The 24,052-nt window shown below is 38.9% G+C and carries 13 protein-coding genes; 7 read left to right on the forward strand and 6 right to left on the reverse strand.

Going from position 1 to position 24,052, the window contains the following annotated elements:
• Nucleotides 1–6: 6 nt before the first annotated feature.
• On the reverse strand, nucleotides 7–240 hold the full coding sequence (locus tag D0S24_RS18200; RefSeq protein ID WP_117021264.1) for an acyl carrier protein: 234 nt from the start codon (nucleotides 238–240) through the stop codon (nucleotides 7–9).
• 333 nt (nucleotides 241–573) lie between these two features.
• On the opposite strand from D0S24_RS18200, the gene D0S24_RS18205 reads away from it, so the two are divergent.
• The 4 genes from D0S24_RS18205 to D0S24_RS18220 are packed head-to-tail and all read left to right on the forward strand — an operon-like array spanning nucleotide 574 to nucleotide 9,708.
• Nucleotides 574–1,848 (forward strand): HupE/UreJ family protein, encoded by a 1,275-nt coding sequence (locus D0S24_RS18205; RefSeq protein ID WP_117021265.1) that lies wholly within the window; start codon nucleotides 574–576, stop codon nucleotides 1,846–1,848.
• A gap of 27 nt (nucleotides 1,849–1,875) precedes the next feature.
• A complete protein-coding gene (locus D0S24_RS18210; RefSeq protein ID WP_117021266.1) occupies nucleotides 1,876–6,525 on the forward strand; it encodes a non-ribosomal peptide synthetase in 4,650 nt (1,549 codons plus the stop codon).
• A gap of 6 nt (nucleotides 6,526–6,531) precedes the next feature.
• Complete coding sequence (locus D0S24_RS18215) at nucleotides 6,532–8,937, forward strand: condensation domain-containing protein (RefSeq protein WP_117021267.1); 2,406 nt, start codon at nucleotides 6,532–6,534, stop codon at nucleotides 8,935–8,937.
• 33 nt (nucleotides 8,938–8,970) lie between these two features.
• On the forward strand, nucleotides 8,971–9,708 hold the full coding sequence (locus D0S24_RS18220; RefSeq protein ID WP_117021268.1) for a 4'-phosphopantetheinyl transferase superfamily protein: 738 nt from the start codon (nucleotides 8,971–8,973) through the stop codon (nucleotides 9,706–9,708).
• 18 nt (nucleotides 9,709–9,726) lie between these two features.
• On the opposite strand, the gene D0S24_RS18225 is transcribed toward D0S24_RS18220, so the two are convergent.
• The 4 genes from D0S24_RS18225 to D0S24_RS18240 form a co-directional block, all read right to left on the reverse strand.
• Nucleotides 9,727–12,120 carry a chlorophyllase/cutinase-like alpha/beta fold protein gene (locus D0S24_RS18225; RefSeq protein WP_117021269.1) on the reverse strand — a complete coding sequence of 798 codons (2,394 nt, stop codon included), beginning with the start codon at nucleotides 12,118–12,120 and terminating at the stop codon, nucleotides 9,727–9,729.
• A gap of 652 nt (nucleotides 12,121–12,772) precedes the next feature.
• Nucleotides 12,773–13,180, reverse strand: a complete 408-nt coding sequence (locus D0S24_RS18230; protein ID WP_117021270.1) for a hypothetical protein — start codon at nucleotides 13,178–13,180, stop codon at nucleotides 12,773–12,775.
• 315 nt (nucleotides 13,181–13,495) lie between these two features.
• A complete protein-coding gene (locus D0S24_RS18235) occupies nucleotides 13,496–15,694 on the reverse strand; it encodes a xanthine dehydrogenase family protein molybdopterin-binding subunit (protein WP_117021271.1) in 2,199 nt (732 codons plus the stop codon).
• 31 nt (nucleotides 15,695–15,725) lie between these two features.
• A complete protein-coding gene (locus D0S24_RS18240) occupies nucleotides 15,726–16,190 on the reverse strand; it encodes a (2Fe-2S)-binding protein (RefSeq protein ID WP_117021387.1) in 465 nt (154 codons plus the stop codon).
• A 949-nt stretch (nucleotides 16,191–17,139) separates the two neighbouring features.
• On the opposite strand from D0S24_RS18240, the gene D0S24_RS18245 reads away from it, so the two are divergent.
• On the forward strand, nucleotides 17,140–18,300 hold the full coding sequence (locus D0S24_RS18245) for a hypothetical protein (protein WP_117021272.1): 1,161 nt from the start codon (nucleotides 17,140–17,142) through the stop codon (nucleotides 18,298–18,300).
• A gap of 169 nt (nucleotides 18,301–18,469) precedes the next feature.
• Here the strand turns inward: D0S24_RS18245 and D0S24_RS18250 are convergent, their stop codons facing one another.
• Entirely contained in the window at nucleotides 18,470–19,069 is a 600-nt protein-coding gene (locus D0S24_RS18250) for an RNA polymerase sigma factor (protein WP_117021388.1), read from the reverse strand.
• 110 nt (nucleotides 19,070–19,179) lie between these two features.
• Between D0S24_RS18250 and D0S24_RS18255 the strand changes: the two genes are divergently transcribed.
• Together D0S24_RS18255 and D0S24_RS18260 are read left to right on the forward strand one after the other, a co-directional pair.
• Nucleotides 19,180–20,346, forward strand: a complete 1,167-nt coding sequence (locus tag D0S24_RS18255) for a FecR family protein (RefSeq protein ID WP_117021273.1) — start codon at nucleotides 19,180–19,182, stop codon at nucleotides 20,344–20,346.
• Nucleotides 20,347–20,648: 302 nt separating this feature from the next.
• A complete protein-coding gene (locus D0S24_RS18260; protein WP_251795829.1) occupies nucleotides 20,649–24,029 on the forward strand; it encodes a TonB-dependent receptor in 3,381 nt (1,126 codons plus the stop codon).
• Nucleotides 24,030–24,052 lie beyond the last annotated feature (23 nt).

Below are 24,052 nucleotides of genomic sequence, written 5' to 3' on the forward strand. Positions count from 1 at the left end.
ATCTTTTTAGCTCTTATGGGATAAGTAAGCAACTATTCTGTTAACCGTGCTAAAATTTTCCACTGTTAAATCTTGATAAGGGATTTTTTCTTGACTTTCATTTTCTATAAAAGCAATTAGTCGCATGATGCCCAACGAATCTATTATTCCCGAATCGAACAACATTTCGTCACCATTGATATCTTCAAGCTTTTTATTGGAAATTTCACTCTTGATAAATTGAATTATGGATTCTTTCATTTTTTGTTGGAAGGTTTAATGTTGAGTAGAAAGTATAAATCTACCAATCCCATTGCTTAGGCCTTAATCTTGATTAGGTGATGGACTAAATAGTTGTTTTAAGTCTTGCTCGATTAAATTGGATACGAAATATTTTCTTAATGTAAAGTTAATTTAATTATTATCTCACCTCCAAATCTAGCTGATGTATATCAACTTAATTATCAATGATTTGGTCGAATAAACAATAATCTCTTAATAGAAATTAAAAAATATTATAATATTTATACTTAAATGAGTATATAATTGTATTTTGTTTAATACGTACCGAACTAAATAACCACTATACCGATCATGAGAAATCTTACATTTTTTATAGCTTCAGTTTTCGTTTTTTTATTGCCATTAATTGGATTCGCCCATCAACCAAATCATAGTTTTATCTATTTGAGGGTATATGAAAACCAAAATGTAGAGGGTAGGTTTGAAATGGATGTCAAAGATTTAAACAAATATTTCGGACTGCAACTTAACGAAAGCCCCAAAGCGGAAGACCTTCGGCCTTATTTGAATCAGATGAAGGATTATTTGCTCAAAAACACGAGGTTTTCATCTGGGGATGATGAATATCAAATTGTTTTTACAGATGAAATAAGCATGATGTCCGTAGTTAAAACTTCATTTGCGCGTTTTCATTTTTATCTGGAGAATTCACAGGAACTTCCTGAGGAGATGGAGGTCACCTATACGGTTCTTTTTGATGAGAATCCGGATCATATTAATATGTTGGCTTTCGAATACAACTGGAAAGCTGGTTTGATCAATAATGAATCAATAATAGCTCTCGATTTTACTTTGGGAAACGAAACCAAAATTTTATCCATGACCGATTCTTCCATTTGGAACGGGTTTGTGGCGATGGTTAAACAGGGGGTATGGCATATATGGATAGGTTTGGACCATATCCTTTTTTTATTGGCACTTATTCTTCCATCAGTTGTTCGGCGTAAAAAGAAATTGGTAGAGGTTGAACCCGGGAAGACCGAATCCAAATATTATATATGGGGATGGGAACCGGTACTGAAATTTAAACCAGCCTTTATCTACATCATAAAAGTGATAACTTTTTTCACCATAGCACATACCATAACTTTAACATTGGCTTCCTTGGAAATCGTTAGTTTGCCTTCCCGAGTTGTAGAGTCCATTATTGCCTTATCTATTGGTCTTGCGGCCTATCATAATATCACCCCTATATTTAAGGGCAAAGATTGGATAATTGCTTTTGTATTTGGTCTGTTCCACGGTTTTGGATTTGCCAGTGTGCTTGGTGACCTGGGAATAAAAGGAGAGTTTCTAACTTTAACCTTGTTTGGTTTTAATTTAGGTGTGGAAATAGGACAGGTCGCTATTATTGCGCTTATATTTCCAATTCTGTATTTCATACGTAAAATTAAGTTCTACCCTCATTTTCTTGTTTATCTATCCGTACTGCTTATCATTATTTCGTTATACTGGTTCGTGGAACGGGCCTTTGATTATGACATGGCATTGGATGAAAAGATTAGAAGATTTGGGGGAGACATACTTAGGGCGCTTGGACTCAGGGAGGACTATTATAAATCTTAATTTCATAAATTAAAAGGAAAAAGTTCTATGTCAATTTTAAGTAGATGGAAAAACAAGGATAAAGGGGAATTGACCAAAGACACAATAGGAAAAGCGCCTAATGGGGCAACTATTCCTCTTACGGGTGGTCAACAAAGACTTTTTTTTCTAGAATCGTTATATCCCAAAAATCCTGTTTACAATTCTTCTGAAATTTATAGGTTCAGGGGCAAACTCGTAAAAGAAGATTTGCTGAAAAGTCTACAGGCCATATTTGACCTGAACGATGTTTTTAGGTGTTCTTTCCATATTAGGGAAGGAATTCCTTTTCAAAAGGTATGGGATACGGTTACCCTGGATTTGGTGCATTATGATATAAGCGATGTTATGGCCGCAGAGAAAGATACGCGACTAGCGGAAATTATGTCCGGCGATGCGCTGAAACCTTTCGATCTACAAAGACCGCCCCTGATACGGACTACCCTTATTAAGTTAGATTTTAACACACATATTTTATTCATTACCATGCACCATATTATTGTGGATAAATGGTCTATGGGTATATTTCGTGCACAACTTGCCAAATATTACATAAATCCGCCTACAACCTATGAAATTAAGGATATTCGATCAAGAATTCAGTTTGCGGATTACGCCTATTGGGAACAGGGTAGAGGTGTAGATAGGAATCAATTGGAGTATTGGAAAAATAAACTTTCTGGAAATATTCCCAAGCTTGAGCTACCGACCGACTACCCTCATCCCGCGCATCCTTCCTTTAAGGGAGATTCCAATGTTCAGATTTTATCAAAATCCTTGTCCAGCAAAATTCTTGAACTATCCAAAGAAGTGGAATGTACTCCTTTTATTTTATTGTTGTCCGCTTACTATGTTTTATTGTTTCGATACAGTCGTCAAAATGATATAGTTATTGGTTCTCCCATTTCTATCCGTAATTCAAAAGTACTACAAAATGTTATCGGTTTTTTTGATGAAACGATTGTGTTGAGAACAGATTTTTTATCTTCTATTTCATTTATTGAATTGGTAAAGCGCGTTCGCCAAACCGTTTATGAGGCTTTTAGCAATAAAGACATTGCATTTGATGTCTTGGTCAAAGAACTGAAGCCTGATAGGGTAGCAGGAATTAACCCTTTCTTGCGAACAATGTTCATTTATCATGATGTTCCTCCAATGCCATTTTTTGGTCAAGATTTGGATCTGTCATATGATTTCTATAATACCGGGGTCTCGAAATTTGATTTAACACTCTACGTTGCAAATGAAAAGGGACAGCTTTTGTCAGAATTTGAATATTCAACGGATTTGTTCGATAAAGCTTCCATTGAACAATTTCAGGAACATTTTAGGTTATTGCTAATAGGGGTTACGGACAATCCTGGGATAGAGATTGCCGCCATTCCCATGATGACGGTAAAGGAGCAGGATATTCTTTTACCAAAAAAGGCAACTTACCTTGGGCCGTATGATTCTTATAAAGGCATTCATGAAATTATACGCCAAACCGCTTTGGATAGGAAGGATGCTGTAGCGCTGATTTATGGGCAGGAACAAATGACATATGGAGAACTTGATGATTTATCGGATACCATAGCCCAACATATACTCTCTTTTACGAAAAATACCAATAACAGTATTGTTGGATTATGTTTGGAACGATCTACAATTTTAATTGCCGGTTTAATTGGTATTTTGAAGGCTGGATGTGCTTATTTGCCCATAGACCCGGATTACCCGTTAAACCGAATTTCTTTTATGTTGGAGGATTCCAAAGTTCAATTCGTGCTTACAGATGGGGATTTGTTGTCCAAACTTGAATCCTATAAGGGTACACAACTTCTTATAAGAAATATCATTGATTCAGGGGTGTCCACTCCCATTGCCTTTCCAGATGTAAACGGCAATGATTTGGCGTATGTTATTTATACATCCGGTAGTTCTGGTAAGCCTAAAGGTGTACCCATTACCCATTCCAATATCATAAATTCTACGGAAGGACGCCTTTTGTTTTATCCGGAAAACCCATCAGCATTTTTATTAATGTCCTCAGTGGCTTTTGATAGCTCCAAGGCTGGAATTTTTTGGACACTATGTACCGGGGGTACTCTGGTAATATCCGAGAAGAGATTGGAACAGGATGTAGCCAAAATAAATGACATTATTTACTCCAATAACATCAGTCACACACTGATGTTGCCTTCCCTTTATAAAGTTATGTTGGATTACAGTGATTTGTCCAAGTTGGAATCCCTGACTACCGTAATGGTTGCCGGGGAGGCTTGTTCCAATGTCTTATGCCAAAACCACTTTAACAAGTTGCCCAATACAGGTCTCTATAATGAATATGGGCCTACTGAAGCATCGGTTTGGTGCATGGCCTATAAGATAACGAATGAAAATTTAGGGAACATGATCCCCATAGGAAGTGCAGTCGCAAATGCCGAAATATACCTTCTTGACCCCAATCTAAATTTGGTTCCTTTTGGAGCGGTCGGGGAAATTTATATAGGCGGCCCTGGTCTGGCCAATACTTATCTGAACAGACCAGACTTAACGAATATGGCGTATATAAATAACCCATTTTCTGATACTATTGGAAGTAAATTATACAAAACCGGGGATTTGGGAAGGTATAGGAAAGATGGTGAGATGCTATTCTTGGGAAGGACCGACCAGCAGGTTAAGATTCGTGGATTCCGGGTGGAATTAAGTGAAATTGAAGAGGTAATACTAGAGGACCCCTTGGTTGACCAGGTTTTGGTTATAGTGGCCGAATCGGAAATACAGGAAAGTTCGGGCCCTGCTGAAAATTCCAATTATTTAATTGCATATGTGGAATATAAAGGAATTCTTGATCAAGAAAAGTTCAAAGAACAATTGACAAAAAGTTTACCCAATTACATGGTTCCTTCCAAAATAATCGCAATTGACAATTTTCCTCTTTTACCAAATGGAAAAATTGATAAAAATAGTTTGCCTAAACCCAAAAAAGATGGGAACAAGGCGTTGTCAGCCCATTTTCAAGGTCCTAGAAATGAATTGGAAATTGCGCTGGCAGAGATTTGGCAAGAAGTATTGCATAGGGCACCAATTGGTGTGTACGACAATTTCTTTGAAATTGGCGGGGATTCCATATTGAGTATTCAAATTGTGGCCAAGGCAAGAAGCAAAAACATATTGTTGAGGCCCAATCAAATATTTGAGAACCAAACCATAGCAGATCTTGCGCTCTTTGCCAATTTTTCTACACTGAATGTAGCTGTAGCGCAAAGTATAGAAGGAGATGTTTGTTTGACCCCCATTCAACATTGGTTTTTAAGTACGCACCACAATGCACCACATTATTGGAATCAAATAGTCCGTTTGTTGAATGTGGGAAAACCGGATAGGGCTATCATTCAATCGGTAATTGAAGAATTGGTTTGTTATCACGATGCACTCCGGCTTAAGTTTGTAAAGACAGATTCTTGGAAAGCCGTAATAGATCCCAAGGATGGAAAAAAAGTTTTTTATTTGGAGGATGTAAGCGCTATTGGGGATAGCGTTGAACAGAATAAACAAATCCAAGAATTTTTATATACTATTCAAGAGTCTACCAAATTGTCCGATGGACAACTTTTTAAATGCATTTATTTCAATTGTGGTGAAACTCAGGGGGATCAAGTGTATCTAATAGCCCACCATTTGGTTATAGATGTAGTTTCATGGAATATTCTATTTAATGATATTAATGTTGCCATCAACCAGATAATTAACAATAAACCAATATTATTTAGTGGTAAGACAGCATCGGTTAAGCAATGGGGAGCATATCTAAAAGAACTTTCCAAATCCCAACACCTTTTGGAAGAACTTTCATTTTGGAAGTCCCAGAAGAACGATATACAAATGTTTCCCTCAGATTTTGTTTGTGAAAAGAATAGTTACGAAGAGAGTACAATAGAAATATATCAAGCATCGCTCGGAGCGGAGGACACTCTTAAACTGCTGCAAGATGCCAATTGGGTCTATAACACAAAGATTGAAGAATTGTTGGTAACCGCACTTCTTTCCGTTCTACATAAATGGAGCCTCTTGGATAGGATTTGTCTTGGAATGGAAAAACACGGTCGGAGTGCTGAAATTTTGGATTTGGACGTATCGGGCACTATTGGTTGGTTTACCTCGTATTTTCCGGTTGCATTGAATGTAATGAAGCATGGGGATTTGGGGAATCAGATTAAATTCGTAAAAGAGCAACTTAGAAAGGTTCCGAATAACGGTATTGGTTATGGAATACTAAAATATCTTAGCCAAGAACAAATTGATACTGAGGAACTTGATCAAAGACCTCAGGTGATATTCAACTATCTTGGCAATCGAATGGTTAACGGAAACTCTACGGATATTGGGTTTGATTTGTTGTGGAAAGGAAGTCGGGATCCCAAAAGTGAACGAAGTTATGGTTTGGAGATCAACTCATATATCCTAAATGGGCAATTGTACTCAAACTGGAGTTACTGTAGGGATTTATACAAGGCAACGACCATTGAAAGATTGGTTTCCGAATTTAATACCGTTCTGCATCAAATAATTTTGCACTGTAAAGACAAGGAAATTCAGGAGTATACGCCTTCGGATTTTCCTGAATCCGGTATGGGTCAAGACGATTTGGACATCCTTTTGGGGAATTTATAACCGGATATGGATAAAGAAAAAAAAACAAATATTGAAGCTATTTTACCCCTGACGGAATTACAGCAAGGAATGCTCGTCCATCATCTTTTCAATCCATTGCACGATGAAGGTTTTTTACATGTAGGCTTTAGATTGAAAGGGTCATTAAATACCCATTTTTTCAAGAAGGCATGGGAGCTTTCCATTAAAAGACATCAGGTTTTGAGATCATCGGTGCATTGGGAAAATATCCGTACGCCAGTACAGTTGATACGAGGAACAAGTGAACCCAACTGGACCATTTTGGATTGGACTCACCTCAGTTTAGCTGAGCAAGACATAAGGCTTGAGGCTTTAAAGTCGGACCAAAAAGGATCGGGCTTGGATTTCAAACAAAATCCATTGCTTAATTTTTATCTTATCAAAATGGGCCAAGCGGAGTTTTTTTTTCTTTGGCCATGCCATCACCTTCTATTGGATGGTTGGTCTAGCAGTATCATTGTAAAGGACCTATGCGCCTTTTATGAAGGATTATGTAAAGGCACCGATAGGGAATTGGAAACACTCCCGTCTCTTAAAACCTATTACGCCTGGCTCAAAAACAAAGAACGGAATGGAGCAGCATCCTTTTGGTCCAATTATTTTGCCGGCTATTCCAAATCCCATCTTTTTATTAGGGCCAATGCCCCTATTAGGTCAGATGGGAGCATCATGGAGTGCATATCTTTATCGGTAGCTGAATCAAAAAAAATCACAGAAAAGGCAAGAGCTAATTTGGTAAGTGTCAATACAATGATTCAAGGGGCATGGAGTTTACTTTTGAGTGCCTATTTCAATGCGGACAATGTCGTATTTGGAACTACGGTGTCCGGTCGTTCAAACGATTTCCCCAATATGGACCTTCTTGCCGGAATGTTTATGAATATCTTACCTGTAAGTAGTATAATTGTTAAGCAGTGTTCCTTAATAGAATGGTTGCAATCGTTTCAAAAACGACAGCTGGTATGCCTGCAATATGAGGAAACTGCCTTCACGGAAATTTTGTCCCAAGTTAGTAATACCAAAGGGGGTATAAGGTTCGACAGCCTGTTGGTTTTCGAAAACTTTCCATGGAAGGACCTCAAATGTGGTGATGTTGAAATTAATGACTATGGAAGCGGAGTTACTTCCAATTATCCAATAACCTTAATTATTGTGCCCGGTACACAAATGGAATTTAAGTTTATATTCAATGCCGATGAATTAAATGAGGGAACTAAAAAATGGATTATGGATAATTGGGAGCGTGTTTTAAAACTCATATTATCCGATGGGGTAACGCAGGTCGGTGAAGTTTTGGATGGGGTTGGGGTTTTTCTTCACGATGATTCCGAGCAAAAAAAAAGTAAGGCTCTTAAAATTGAAGCTTTGTGCGTTGATTATATTGCCCCAAGAAATGAGATTGAAGAACAGCTGGTCAATATATGGAAAAATCTTTTGGGATTGGACAAAGTTGGGGTAACGGACAATTATTTTGAACTTGGTGGTAAATCCATAATGGCCGTTCAGATGTTTGTATTGATCGAGAGCAAATTGGGAGCAAAATTGCCCCTGACAACCCTTCTTTTTAGCCCTACAATAGAACAAATAGCGGAGTTGCTTGCCAAAAATATTAAATCGGAATTACCGAATAGAAAGTTTATTGTTCCACTTAGGACAACCGGAAGTGAAAAACCTCTTTTTTGTGTGCATGGAGGTGAGGGCCATGTATTATTTTATAAACTGCTCCCTAAATATTTGAAAGAAAATAGGCCTGTTTATCTGCTGCAACCAAGAGGAATTGATGGAGAGGGCACAATGCATGCTAGTATAGAGGCAATGAGCAAGGATTATCTGTCCGAAATGTTGGAGATAATAGACGATGGTACGTACAATATTATGTTTTTTTGCTATAGTGCCCTTGCTATTGAAATGGCTTTGCTTCTTCAAGGAATGGGCAAACGGGCAAACCTTATAATTGTGGACAGTACGGCACAGTCTCCAGCCAAAATAGACCAACCAAGTTTAAGGCCAAGACTTAAAAATTACTTTTTGAAAATACGGTATGCTCCAATAATGACTTTGAAAAGTTCCATAGTATACAGATATAGGCAATTATTGGAACCTACCTATATTACTTTTACCCAGGATAAGTCTACTATTGCCCTTACTAAAATCCGGAAACATTTGGATTATGTGCATGAACAGTATATATGGAAAAAAATTGATAGTCCAATTACCCTTGTTTTAACTGAAAAAGAACCCATAGGAAGCAGGGAAGAAAAAATACGATTATGGGAATACTGGACCAATTCGAAGGTGAAAGTATATTACAATACAGGAAACCATTTAAATCTTTTTGAAGAACCTCATGTACGTTTATTGGCTAAAACAGTTGATGAAGCATGTGCGTGAACACGCGTAGTATTGTAAATAATAACTAATAGAATGGGTGCTGAGCTGGCTAATTATTACAATTTGGAAAAAGAAACCCTTCATTTATGGTTTGTAGATGTAGGGGCCAAGTTGGCTAACCGTTATTATAACCTTCTATGTGAAAATGAAAAAATTAGGGCAGGCAAGTATAGGTTTGCCCATGATCAATACATTTTTATAACGGCCAGGGCGGTTTTGAGAATATTATCTGGACATTATTTACAAAAAGATCCTACACAAATTAGGTTTAAGTATGGAGCGTATGGCAAACCTTACTTTAAGGAAGAAAATGGTTTGCTTTTCAACATCTCCCATTCGGGTGGCAAGGCTATAATAGGTTTTGGTAAGGTTATGGAAATGGGGGTGGATATTGAAAAGATCAAGGACGATTTTGATGTAGTCGATATTGCGGGTAAGTTTTTTTCACAAAGTGAAATTAAATCGCTAAAAGAAATTGCCAAGGAAACGCAGAACAGGGCATTTTTTCGCTGTTGGACCAGAAAGGAATCGTTTATAAAGGCTAAGGGCGACGGTCTTTCCCTGCCCTTGGATTCCTTTTCTGTTACGCTTGATGACGATAGAGAGGCTAGACTTATTGAAACAAAATGGAATCCCTGTGAAAAGGACAGTTGGAGAATATTTTCTTTTGTACCATATGATAATTACATAGGTGCAGTTTCGGTTCGGGGAAACGTTCAAAATATTAAATATCGGAATTGGAACGAGGTTAGTGAACGGCATAATTTTTAGCTAGGAATAAATGGTTCGTTAGTGATCTAAAGACTGCATAAAACCAATATTATCCATTACAATAAGGCCTTCCTCCGAACGGTCAAATAAAAAATGGATACTCGCAATACATGTAGGGTTAAAACTTGGGTTTTTCTTTAGCATTTCCTTTACTGGAAACGCGAACATTTGAAAAATTTTCTCCGAATCAAACTTACCTTCCAAGTGGTCTATTTTACTGAGGCTTGTTTTGATTTTCCTTTGTAAACCGGAAAAATCGCTAAGTTTAAAACTAACTTGCGTTCCTTTATGATCTATTATGTTAATTGAAAAATCGATAGGCGCTTTTGTATCCGTTTTTTTATTGTGGTTAGTATTTTTATGGTTGACACGAATGACAGTATTGACTTCATAATTGGCAGAGTTGGATTTTTTTTTCATCAATTTAGTGTACTCCCCTTCAGATTCGGCTATAGAGAAAACAAGTACAGATGAAGAGTCTACACGGATTTTTTTTTGTGGAATTTGGATGGAGTATTGTGGAATCGGGTAATTGACAGGGTTTTGCGCCCACAAATTTCCTAATTCAACTGGTTTGGTTTGTTCGCCAGCCCTGCCTTTTGAAGAATTATTAGAATATGGGTTTTGCCAACCAATGAATACCCCTCTACTTCCTTTTAGTTCCTTTTTCAAGTCAATTTCCCTTTCTTGCCAGATTGTCAAACCTTCCGAAGAAATAGCGTTTTTGCCCAGGGTTGAGGAAGTAAGGTCTGCGTCTTCATCAAATGTACAGATAAAGCTTGTCCTTGAATCTTCAAATTGATTCAAATAAATATTATTTGGCAACCAATTCCTACCCTTTCGATAATCTGCAAATATTGGAAAAAATGTTTTGTTGTTTTTAAGTGTGGTTTCCAGAAAAGCACTTACATAGACTTTTGTGATATTTTGTTGCTCTACTTCTGGAATTAAATCGGCTAGATTTAAAAAACCTTTATAGAAAGGAGTAAACGCATCGTTATCCCCCCATGTTGAATTAAACTGACCGTGATTGGCGCCCTTAATATAAAGCCCCGATTTGAAATAATAGGCACTATCGGAAAAATTGATTCGCTCAAATTGCTTTGCCCCCAAAAACGAAGGTACTTCGGCATCTAGAGATCCATGCAATGTTAGGTAGTTAATGTTTTGAATGGAGGATCTTTTACCACCTGGTTTATATTGTCCATCAACTGGAGATAGTGCCACCAGCGATTTTATAGCGTAGTCATAATCCAGCTTTACGGTCATGTCATCCGGATGATGTTTTAGCCTGTTCATCACTGCGGCATGCACTACCGATTCGCCGCCCTTGGAATGACCAAGGAGCGCAATATTTGTTGTATCTACCTTTTTGAAGAATGGGTGATTTTGCTTTGTGTTCCAAGTGTGCCATATTTTAAGATGTTCCAATAGCAGTAATGCTCTGGCGTTGTTATCATTTTTAATTCTTCCCCTATAATCGGACCATGAATAATTAAGAAAGTTTTGGGCTACCGAAACAAGTATGAATCCACGGGAGGCGAGTAGCTCCCCTAAATACGCATAACCATATTCGGAAAAATCCTTCATATCGTGATCCCCATGAACAATCAAAACTAATGGAAAAGGTCCTCTTCCTTCAGGATACCAGACATGGGCATTTAAGGGGAGGGCAGAGGTGTTGAACCCCCAATATTTTTCTCTGAACCAACCACCAAAACCGGTCCAATCCTCCATGAAAGCACTGCCATCTATAGTAGGTGTAAGTAAATCGGTCTCCGATCCAAATGCAGGTCTGTGCTTGTCCTTTCCACTGCCATAGCTCAAATGTTTAACTCGATGGGGGCCGTTCTCAGCTGGAGAAGGGGCGTTAATAGGAACTACATTTTCCGCCGAAAGGGCCGCTGCATTGACCATGGGATCCATTTTCAGACCTCGAATGGAGTATAGAACCAAAGTTGCTATACATAGGGAAAGCGCAAAAGTAAGGATTGTAAGAACAATTATTTGTTTTTTAAGATGCAATGATCGGAGCCCTGGTTTACGTAAATTGGAAAGCCCTCCACCTAAAAGGGACAATATGAGCACCATAAAAATTGTAGAACTTAACTCAAAATAAAGGACCTTCAAAAAAATTGGGATGGTAATCAGAATAGCGGAAAGGTATCTTTTCGGAAAGTTGTAGATTAGGTGGGTCAATCTGAGCAAAACATAGGCGAAGATTAATATGGCCGTGATACGTGCCAGATAGTTTAAAAGAATCCAGGGGTCGTTGTAGGAGAAGACTGCACTCATTGCGGAAAGCAACACAAGTAGAGAGGTAGATACATATAAGGTATATGTAGCCCAGTGAAGTTCACGCTTTGTTGGTCTTAAGTCTTTTGAAATTGATTGTATTTGTTTGAAAATCATGTACTGTTATAATCTAAATGTATTGCTTATTAGGGCAGAAATCCAGTTGATAAAGTCACTAAATTCACCTCGAATCAAGATACCAAAAATTGGGCATCAAGGATATAGAACTAAGTGATCAGCTAAGGAAGATACTACATTTTGCCCATTAATGGTACTGCAATTAATGAAGGAAAAATGTTTTTATTTGGGTATCGGAAATGATTAAACCCCATGGTCACTAGTACCTACCTAATGAATATTTGGATTCGTGTAGGGGAGTTTATGAAATATGGTGGCAGTCTTTTATGGATGGGGGCGTTAACGAAAGTTATGTCTATATAAAAGTAGGATCGCCACAGGAAAATCCAAATCGTATTTCCGTACATAATAGTTAATGGGAAAATTTAACCTTAGGGGCATTAGAGCCGTGTTTGCATACAGGCAGCTCGAAAAGTCCATATAAACTGGATATGGTTCCAAGGTAATGATTATTGAAATTCGAAGTCCTTTGAAATGAAATATCTGTTTTTGAGTTTGAACCGATTTAATCAGAAGATTCTCTGACCCTTGGGTAGGGTCTGCAAATACTTACAAACAGGGTTTCCTATCCGCCCGTGCCCTTCGGACCTGCCTTTTCCGATTTGTACGTGCTTAAATGCACATGGACGCCCTATTGTTCCAAAGTATCGATCCGCTTTTGCAACAATTCCTTTATTTCCTTTAAGGAATCGTTGTTTTCCTTTAAGGCTTCAATGGCTGTTTTTAGAATATTGATCTGCTCCTCCAAAACAGTAATTTTTTCCTGCAGCTGGTAGGTTTCCCCTGCTTCCTTCATGTGATGAAGGTCATTGGTTTCCTTATGTTTTAGCATAGGCCCCTTGTTGGTCAATATCCATTCAGGATTATATTCGGGATAGTTTTCAACAAGGGCAATGAGCCACTTCACCTGAATATCGGTGCCGTGTTTAAGGGCCCTTGACAATACCCCTTTACTGGCTCCGATGGATTTTTCAAGTGCGGACAGGCTAATACCTTCATTCTCGGCGATAATGCTGAAAATTGTTACTATTGAATTCATATAAAGAAAACTATTTCCATGCTGAAAATAATCAAAAAATTGGTTCTGTTTAGGATGTTATCAACCAAAACAAATCTACGTAAAAAATAGAAAGTACGTATTTATGGTTTATTATCATTTCAGGGATGACTATAAAACGCTTACCAAGGGGGATGGAAATAGGATGGATTGCCGCTTATTTATAGAATTTAAAACGGCCTATGGTGATCGTACCCGATCAATAAATTTCGAAAAAACTTAGCTCAAGACTTCGCTCCTGAAAGCGTGCCATATAAATATAACCGAAATATATGAGAATGCCCTATCCAAATTTTCCTATCCCACTAGCTGTTTTTCGGTTACAAAAGGCTGATGATAATGTCGCTGTCCGGTGGCTTTATAAAGGGCATTGGCCAAAGCCCCTATAGCTGGTGGTAGACCAGGTTCTCCCAATCCAGTAGGGTCTATTTCATTTTCGACAAAGAAAACCTCAATTTCCTTTGGCGCCTGTGAATGCCGGATCAACTGATATTTGTCAAAATTCATCTGGTGGGTTGTCCCATTGTCAAAGGTAAGCTGACTATACATGGCATGGCCTATACCATCTATAACGCCGCCTTCTATCATATTTTTTGCGGCATCCCTGTTTACCACTATACCACAATCAACGGCGCACCACACCTTTTCCACGATGGGCTTCCCGTTTTTTATACTCAAATCAAATACTTCCGCAACATAGGTAGAGTGACAAAAATAGGCGGCTACCCCGCGATGTACATTAGGTTTAGCTACTCCCCAATTGGCTTTTTCCTTGACCAGTTTCAATACACCTGCATAGCGTTCCGCTTCGTATTCGTGCTTTTCCCCTACAGGATCTTTTATGGCCCGATCAAACAGTTCCAATCGAAAATCTATAGGATCTTTGCCCGCTGCTTCCGCTACTTCGTCCAGAAACGCCTGTTCGGCACCGGCAGTAAAATTAGATCTTGGTGCCCGCCAGGCGCCTGTAGTAACATTGGTATCGGCCTTTATTTTCTCGGCCGAATAATTTTCAACGGCCCCAGCAGGGAATCGATTGGGAAATACCGGCCCCTCTGGCAACCCGGCACCCTTAACAGTGAAAGCGATCAGATTATTGTTCTCATCCAGACCCGCCTTGTAAATAGAACGATAGGTAGGGCGATAGGTTCCCTGGGTCATATCATCCTCCCGGGTATAGATCAACTTTACGGGACCCCCTATTTTTTTAGAAATAGCGGCCGCCTCTACACCAAAATGTACATAAAGCCTTCTGCCAAAACCACCCCCAATACGGGTCATGTTTACGGTCACATTTTCGAGAGGCAATTTCAACAATTTTGCAACCGACCCTTCCAAGGCCTCTGGAGTTTGGGTTGGACCAATAAGTTCTGCCGAATCCGCCGTTACGTTGGCAAAAAAGTTCATGGGTTCCAAGGTATTGTGGGCTATGAAAGGGGCACTATAGGTGCGTTCAACAATTTTGGCCGCTTTTTTAAAGGCGGCTTCCGGATTACCGTCCATTCTACTTTCCTGTACTTCTCCTGTTGCTAAAGCTTTTTCCAATCTTTTTACATGTATATCGGAACTCTCCAATTCCCCGGTAGTTTCCCAATTGGCCTTTAGTGCCTTTTTGGCCTGCATTAACTGCCATGTAGAATCCCCAACTATGGCGATGAGTTGCTTAAAGCCTTTTTCGTCGAATCCCCCTGGCTCTTCAATGGAAGTATCAATAATAAACGCATCTTTTACCCCGGGCATACTTTTTATTTCCGCTTCATTAAAATCCTTAATAGTCATCCCAAAAGCAGGGGGATGTTGTATCATGGCCAGTTGCATACCGTCCCTATGAAAATCCAGGCCAAACAAGGGCTTGCCGGTAACTATTTTCTTACCATCTACATTTTTGATACTACTACCTATCAGTTTAAAATCCTTAACCCCTTTCAGCTCCACTTCCTTAGGGACTTCTATTCCGACCGCTTTGGAGGCCATATCTCCGTAGCCGACCGTGCGTTCTCCAATATTCTCTTTGATAATTCCATTGCTGGCGCTGAGATGCGATACCGGTATGCCCCATTCTTTTGCAGCGGCTTCCATTAACATCCTTTTACCCGTGGCACCGGCCATTCGCAAGGCATTCCAGCTTAAACGAATGGACAGGCTACCTCCTGCAAATTGATTTTGATACCATCCTGTATTTAGTGGCGCCTGTTCCACTACCACATTTTCCCATGGCACATCCAATTCTTCCGCCACGATCATGGGCATGGACGTACGCACGTTTTGTCCTATTTCAGGATTGGGAGAATATATGGTTACCATTCCGGTATCCCCAATTTTGATGTAGCCGTTTATTTCGAACCATTCCTTAGGTACCGCCACCCCCGCCCCTGGTTCGGGAGTATTTGGCTTACAGGCATTGAGCCAACTAAAGCCTATAAGCATTCCGCCACCGGCAGCAGCTGAAACCTTTATAAATGAACGACGATTGTATTGTGTTTTTATCCGTGTCATGATTTATCTTTTTTTGATGTACCGGGCAATTTTATACGATTTGTGAATTAGCAGCAGTTTTGATCGCTTTTTTGATGCGTGTATATGTGCCACAGCGACAAATATTTCCGTTCATAGCTCCTTCGATTTCCTCATCGGTGGGATTTGGGTTCTTTTTAAGAAATGCAGTTGCGTTCATGATCTGTCCGGCCTGACAATATCCACATTGATATACATCTTCTTCCAACCATGCTTTTTGAACTGGATGGTCGCCGTTTTCGGAAAGGCCCTCGATGGTGGTAATATTTTGTTCGCCAACAGCAGAAATGGGCAATTGGCAGGAACGTACGGCGTTATCGCCCAAATGTATGGTACAGGCCCCACATTGTGAGATACCGCAACCGTATTTGGTACCCACCAATTTCAGATGGTCCCGCAATACCCATAACATGGGTGTATTGGGATCTACATCTATTTGCTGGGTTTTTCCGTTGATTTTAAGTTTGAAGTTTGCCATGATTTTAGTGTAAGGGAGTGATAGTGTTGAATTTACAAAATTATTGGATGAATAATAGGGGTGAAGCAATTTTTTTATCAAGAACAGGTTAAAGAACATGTTAAATTACATAACTTATATTCTAAGGCATAATGATTCTTAATTAAATGGTGGGGATTAATTGGGGCCGAGATACCTAGGCTGCAGAGCACGAATCCAAAGATTCTCCAGCCCTTGATTCTTTTCCGGACAATATAGCTTATAGACACTAATGATGATAATTATCAACTTTAATAATCAGTCATTAAATTGGATGTCTGCTCTCTGCTTCAACACCATATAAAGAGCCATTTAATTGGTAATAGTTTATTTTTAAAGAAAGTATCTACAAATTTTTATGTCTCGCTAACAATGTTGAAAATTGTTAAAATTTTATTGATAGCAAAAAAAATTATTGTAGGTGTAGTTTTGTTGAAAATTATCACCTATATTTGTTTTGTATAAGTTTATTGTTAAGTTGAACATATCTACGATAAGGAAGGTTAATTATAAAAATTTTGCCCAGTAGAGTGTTTTATAGTCCTTTTCAGGATGTAAGCGAGAAGATAACTTATTGAAATTGACAAATAAAATTGTATATAGGATATTCGTTATGGGATTAACGCCACACTATTTTTTCGGTTCTTATCTCCATACCATTTAATTGTTCAATTGATTTTTAAATGGTATTTGTTCCATAATTAACGTACTACACCCGTCATGGTAATCCGGCCATGTTTTTTGTTCCAAACCTATATTGTTAAAAATCACGCTTTTTAATTTGAAGCGTACAATGGCCCAATGGTCTGGATTCTCTATATCATTAAGGCTTTAAATCGGGTACAACAAAAGACACATGGGTATCTTGATATCTATATATGGTCTTATTTCCTGTAAGTATTGTATATCAATTAATTAATATTTATCTAAAATGGAAGCCACACCGCAAATCTTAAGTAAGCTTAATTCGTTGCCCCAGGTGCAACTTATTTACCAATTGAAATTAGATCGGAATGCGAATAGGGAATCGCTATTTATATTCATATTGGACAAAAATTGTGCTCTTGTACCAAAGGAATTGTCGTTAAAGCTGGAAAATATATTTGGTAATGAAACTGACTATTTGTACAGGGTTTTTCCTTTAGAATATGCCCGGCAACAATTAATGGGGTATAATCTATTTTTCGTTCGGGCATGTCTTTTTGGCCAACGGGTTTACTCCAGTTCCAATGAGGGTACGGACCTGTTTAATCAATGTAGCGTAGAATCTGAACAATTGAAAATAATCCATCAGGCTTTTAACAAGGAGTTGGAAAGGGTGGGGAATTTATTGGAAGGCGCCATTTATTTACTTGAACAGGAGAATTTTTTGCAACCGGCATTGTTGTTCCATCAGACTATAAAATTGTTGTTTCTCAAGGTGTCACTGTTTATGAAGGGCGAAGCATATCCGTCCCATAGCCTTAAGGAACAACAACAGTTTATAAAGGCATATGTTCCTGAATTAGGGTTCCTTTTCAATACAGAAGTGAAACATGAACCAAATCTTTTGGAACTATTGGACGAGGCTTATGCCAATAAAGCGGACGAGCATAATTATCTCCTCAGCAAAACGCTATTTCAAAAGATACATGGGAATACGGTCCAAATGTCCGCTTTGGTTTCGAAACTCTTTGCAGATAAATTGGCCGAATGCCAGTCGCATATTCAAAAGCGGGGCACCAAAAAGAAAACACCCTTTGTTCAAGGGAATACCCCCAATAGTAATATTCCGTTATCAGAAGACGATGTAGCCTTAAATAAAATAAAGGCACTGGTAAAAGAACATTTCTCTACCTTAAAACGGTATCCAACGAGGAAGGAACTTTATGCTGTAAACCTCTTAACCGATGGTTATCTGGGAGCTTCATTTATGGTTTCCAACCTAATCAAGGTCTGTATCATGGCATTGGAAGTTGATTTTACTCCCACCCGGGCCGTTCCCGAACCCGAACACAATGTGCGGGAAGTACTGGGATATATTCTGGACATGATACCCTATGAAGAAATGGAATTTCTGGACAAAATTCGGGATTTATTATCGGAACCCTAAAGGCGGCGGTAGAGGGTAGTTAGTAGTGAGTATTGAGATTGGATAGTCTTCAGTAGGCAGTAGCAGTTGGCAGGGCGCACTGGTTCAAAGTTTCAGGTTCAAGGTTCAAAAAGTCTAAAGTCTAACATCTAGCATCTAACATCTCAATTCTATATTTAACAATAGTATGTCATTTGACCAATCCTTTAGTTTCGCTGCCGAAGATGAGGAACATTATCATCCCATATTCCTTGCCCAATTTTTCTCTGAGAAGTCCAAAAGCCTTGGTAATCTGCCCTTCAACAGTTTTTTTGGATACGTTCAAATATTCCGATATCTCAATATTGGTGAGCCCTTCCTTTTTGCTCATAAGAAAAATCTGTTGGCATTTTGGGGGCAATTCATATATGGCATTGAAAAGTATTCCCAATATTTTTTGCTCTTGTAATTCGTCCTTTTCTTCAACCGCCAACTCCAAAGCCTCAATATACTTTCTTTCAAGGGACATTACCGCCTTGCCTTTTCTGAACTGGTCGATGAATTTATTATGTACGGATTTATAAAGGTAGTTTTCCAGGGAAAAATCATGCATCAGTTTGTGCCGCTTTTCCCAAATCTGTACAAAAACATTTTGCACTATGTCTTCGGCCATAAGGTCGTCCCTAATAAGACTGTTGGCATATACACATAATTTGTTGTGATAATGCTCCACCAAAAATTCATAGGCAGCTTCATTACCTTTTTTAAGGCCTTCAATTAGAGTAGATTGGTTTTTAAAATCCCCCTTCATTGTGTGATTTGGTTTTTTTTGGTTCGAAATTATGGTAAATATGAAAAAAAAATGTGAAAAAAATAAGGGTTTCCCAAAATGGCTTCGTATAAAAGTGAAATGCTTAGTCAATGAAGCCAAAAAAGGTAATTGGATTAATAGTAAAATATATTACCTCTTCCATTTCAAGTGAGGAGCTGGATCAATTGGAAATTGAATTGTTGAAGCCTTCAAATACTTTACTTTTTAACGAATATATACGATTAAATTACAGCATTGACCGTAAAATGAAAAGCTACGATACCGAAAAATCAAAACGCCTTTTGCTGGACAAAATAAAGAAGGACAAAAGCAATCTAAAAAGATTTAAGTACCGAGGTGTTCTTAAGTATGCCGCGATTATAATTTTCTCCATTACCCTAGGGTACTTTGTTAATGAAAACCTTTCTAAAAAAAGCCAGTACAGAGCATTTACTCCAAAAGAGAACTTTATTACCTTGGAACGGGAGGATGGAAATATCCAAATTATATCCGAAGACGGCACCTCTGAAGTAATGGATTCTGAAGGGAATGTAGTTGGCTCCCAAGTAGGGAACCAACTTGTATATACCAATGCAAGCAAGGCAGGTTCGAGAGAACCCATGTACAATACACTTCATGTACCCTATGGCAAACACTTTGAGCTGAAATTATCCGATGGTTCCATAGCTTATTTAAATTCGGGATCATCCTTAAAATATCCGGTGGATTTTATAACGGGGAAAGAGCGAAGGGTCTATTTATCCGGCGAGGCATTTTTGGATGTGGCCAAGGATACGGAACGTCCTTTTATTGTAAATGCCGCCGATCTGAACATTAGGGTTTTTGGTACCAAGTTCAATATATCGGCCTATCCGGAAGATCCACTAAAGGAGGTGGTCTTGGTAGAGGGTTCCGTAGGGATGTATCCGGGAAAGGAAATGTCCGATGACAGTGAAGGAACAATGCTTGTTCCCGGGCATAAAGGGAGTTATGATAATGTCCATGGTAATATTAACACCGAGCCTGTGGTTACCAGTATATATACTTCCTGGGTAAACGGGGTAATGGTATTCAGGAATATGACATTCGAAAATATTCTAAAAAAGCTGGAACGACATTACGATGTAAAGATCGTCAACAACAATGGGAAATTGGCTTCGGCCAAATTCAATGCCAGTTTTGGGGAAATGCCCATCCATAAAATATTGGATTACTTTAAAGCGGAATATCATATTGATTATTCTGTAATCAATGACCATGAAATCATTGTAAACTAAATAACAGTGCATGACAAAAACCAATAGGAGCATAAAAAATGCGTTGTTGCTAACAAAGTGAAGCAATCTGCCCAATGGGCGACAGATCGCTTCGTACCTCGCGATGACGAAAAATTATTTTTTGTCACGTACTAAAAACTAAATAATTAAACTTTAAAACATAGGCAGCCAATGAAGAACTAAAAAAAACCAAAAATTTACTTTGTACAGGATCATAAAAAAATCGGAAAATGCGTCACCATTTCCCGATCGGTAGAAGTGATCAACATTTAAGTATAACCACAATCAAACATTATAAAAGTATGAAAAAAAATCTTGACCAAAAGAGAAGGTCCTACCCATTGCTTAAACTCAATTTAAAGATGAAGATTAGTATGTTATTCATGTTTTTGGTGCTGTTTACCATGCAGGCCAATTCCTCCTATGCACAGCGTACAAAGATTACATTAAACCTTCAAAATGTTACGGTAGAGCGACTTATTGATGAAATAGAAAGTAAGACCGACTTTCATTTTGTATATCAGATAAAAGAGGTGGATCTTAACCGCGTAATAAGTGTAAAAGCCAATAAGGAGTTGGTTACCAATATCCTGGAAAGGATATTTGATAATACTAGGACCACGCACAATGTAGTAGATAAACAAATTTTCCTTAAGGAACGTGGCGTTTTAGGCAGAAGGGATAATTCAATTTATCTGTCCGGTTTAGATCATCTTCAAGCTACAGTTTCCGGACAAATTGTAGATAACAATGGCACTCCACTGTCCGGCGCAAATATTGTTGAAAAAGGAACAACCAATGGCGTTACGGCAGATTTCGATGGAAATTTCACTATAGAGGTTGCCAGCGGGGATGCGGTTTTGGTCGTTTCCTACATAGGTTTTGCCACTAAGGAGGTCCAGGTAAATGGACAGACCAGTCTCAGCATTGTTTTAGAGGAAAGCGCAGCTGGATTGGATGAAGTAGTATTAATAGGGTATGGTGAAGTCCGCAGAAAAGATTTGACAGGTTCCGTAAGCAAGGTAGGTGGTGCCGATCTGGAAAATCTCCCAGTAGCTAGGATAGACCAATCATTGCAAGGGAGGGCTTCCGGTGTTCAGGTTTCACAAATTAGCGGGGAGCCCGGGGCGGCAACAACTATAAGGATACGTGGCGGAAATTCTATTCAAGGCAACAATGAGCCGTTATGGGTCATAGATGGTGTTATCGTGGGGACCGACTACAATTTGAGCAACCTGAATACAAACGATATTCAATCCATAGATATTCTAAAAGATGCCGTTGCCGTTTCCATATATGGTACCCGAGGTGCCAACGGGGTAATATTGGTAACAACAAAAAGTGGTGCCGGCGCTACTCCTGGCATACCCAACGTATCCGTTAATGCATATACCGGACTTCAGTCCATGGTTACCCAAGTAGAATTCCTTGATGGTCCCCAGCATGCGGCCTATGCCAATGAGGATGCAGAATTTAGAAATGCAGCCTTACCGTTTCCCGACCTTTCAAGCGTTCCCGATGTTGATTGGATAGATCAGGTAACACATACGGCACCGGTCCAAAATATAGATGTATCGGTATCGGGGGTTTCTGAGAATAGAAATATCAATTATTATGTGTCCGGGAATTATTTTGATCAAGAAGGTCTTGTTAGGGCCACAGGAATCAGTAAATATGTTTTCAGGACCAATTTGGATATTAAACTTTCCGAAAAGTTTAAAGTAGGAATGAGGGTAAATATTGCCAAATTAAAAAAGGAAAATAATAAGTTCAGTTTGGATAACCTGTTTCTTTTCACCACTCCTACAAGAGCAATTTATGACGAAGAAGGGAATTATACGGCATTGGACCCTATTACGGACGGAATAGCATCGAATTATGAGGCGGATATACAATTAAAACAGGACCATAATTTGGAAACAAATATATTGGGGAACCTTTATATGGAATTCAGACCCTTTTCAAACTTGGTGTTCAAAACAACTTTTAGTCCCGAATTGAACAACTTTAAAAGGAATATTTTTAACCCCGGGGCATTGCCCAACAATTTAATCGTTCAAAATGGAGGGAATGCCGAAGTGCGTAATTCTGTGAGAACAGGGTATATCAATGAGAATACCTTGACCTATAATAAGACCATAGGTCAGGACGATTACTTAACTGTTTTGGCGGGGTTTACCCTTCAAAAAACAGAACAGGAGGAAAGCGTGGCGAGGGCATTTCAGATTTCAAACGATGTTACGGGATTCAATAATCTTGGATTTGGATCCAATCCCACACGAAACGAAGTAGTTTCTGGTTACGATTCTTTTCAACTGGCCTCATGGTTGGGAAGAATAAATTATTCCCTGGACAATAAATATCTTTTCACGATAGTGGGGAGGGTAGATGGTTCCTCTCGTTTCGCCCCAGGCAACAAGTATGCATTTTTTCCTTCCGGGGCCTTTGCATGGAAATTAGCGGAAGAGGAATTTATTCAAGATCTCAATATTTTCAGCGAGCTTAAGTTTCGTACCAGTTATGGTAGATCAGGAAGCCAGGCAATACCTTCCTATAGGACTTTGGCTATTTTAAATGGTGCCAATACTACATTTAATGGGATAGAACAACCAGGTGTTGTTCTGGGAAGGCCTGAAAATCCAGAATTAAAATGGGAGACTACAAATCAGTTGGATATAGGTCTGGAGATGGGTTTCTTTAACAATAGACTATCAGTAGAAGTTGATTATTATAAAAAAAATACGGAAGATCTTTTACTCGATGCCCGATTGCCCAGACAAACCGGTTTTGTAAGCAAATTGCAGAATATTGGCAAGGTTGAAAATAAGGGAGTGGAGTTCATGGTAAATAGTGTAAATGTTACAAATGATAATTTTAAATGGACTTCATCCTTATCACTATCCAGTAACAATAACAAGGTGGTCGACTTGGGAGGTGTTGATTTCATAAATCTTGTAACCCCTGCACAACAGGGAGGAACAGGGGCACGTCTTATAGTTGGAGAAAGTGCTCCCGTATTTACCGGGGTCCGTTATTTGGGAACTTGGAAATCACAAGAAGAGATCGATGCCGCTGGACTAGGTGGTAGCCAGGATGTAGGTGGTCCCCATTTTGATGATACCAATGGGGATGGAGAGGTCAATGAGGAAGACTTTGTTGTATTGGGAAGCCCTCAGCCCGATTTCTATTTTGGCCTTGGCAATACACTGTCCTATAAAAACATTGAGCTGGATTTTTTCTTTCAGGGTACCTATGGCAATGAAGTTTTCAATAGCCTAACACAAACGGCATTTTTTGGCCGTTCTGAAACTACAAAATATGCCGAAACGGTCAACAGATGGACACCGGAGAACCCAACTTCTGATATTCCCAGGGCAGGGGCCGTAGCGGCTTTGTCCGAAATATACAATAATTCGGCCATGATCGAAGATGGGTCCCATATTCGTTTAAAAAGTTTGAGATTGGGCTATAATATCCCTGTGGATAATTTGGGCTTAAAGGGATTTAAGGGGATCAATGTATATGTAACCGGAACCAACCTTTTCATTCTTTCCGATTTTAGATTAAAAGATCCGGAAACCAGTCAGTTTGATAGGGATCAGGAAAATCTTTCCATTGGGTTCTCAAGAGGGCAATACCCCACTTCCAGAACAATTTCCGCCGGGGTCAGGGTTAATTTCTAAATATAACAAGCTATGCATCATAT

Source organism: Arenibacter sp. P308M17 (genome assembly GCF_003426735.1).
GTDB lineage: Bacteria > Bacteroidota > Bacteroidia > Flavobacteriales > Flavobacteriaceae > Arenibacter.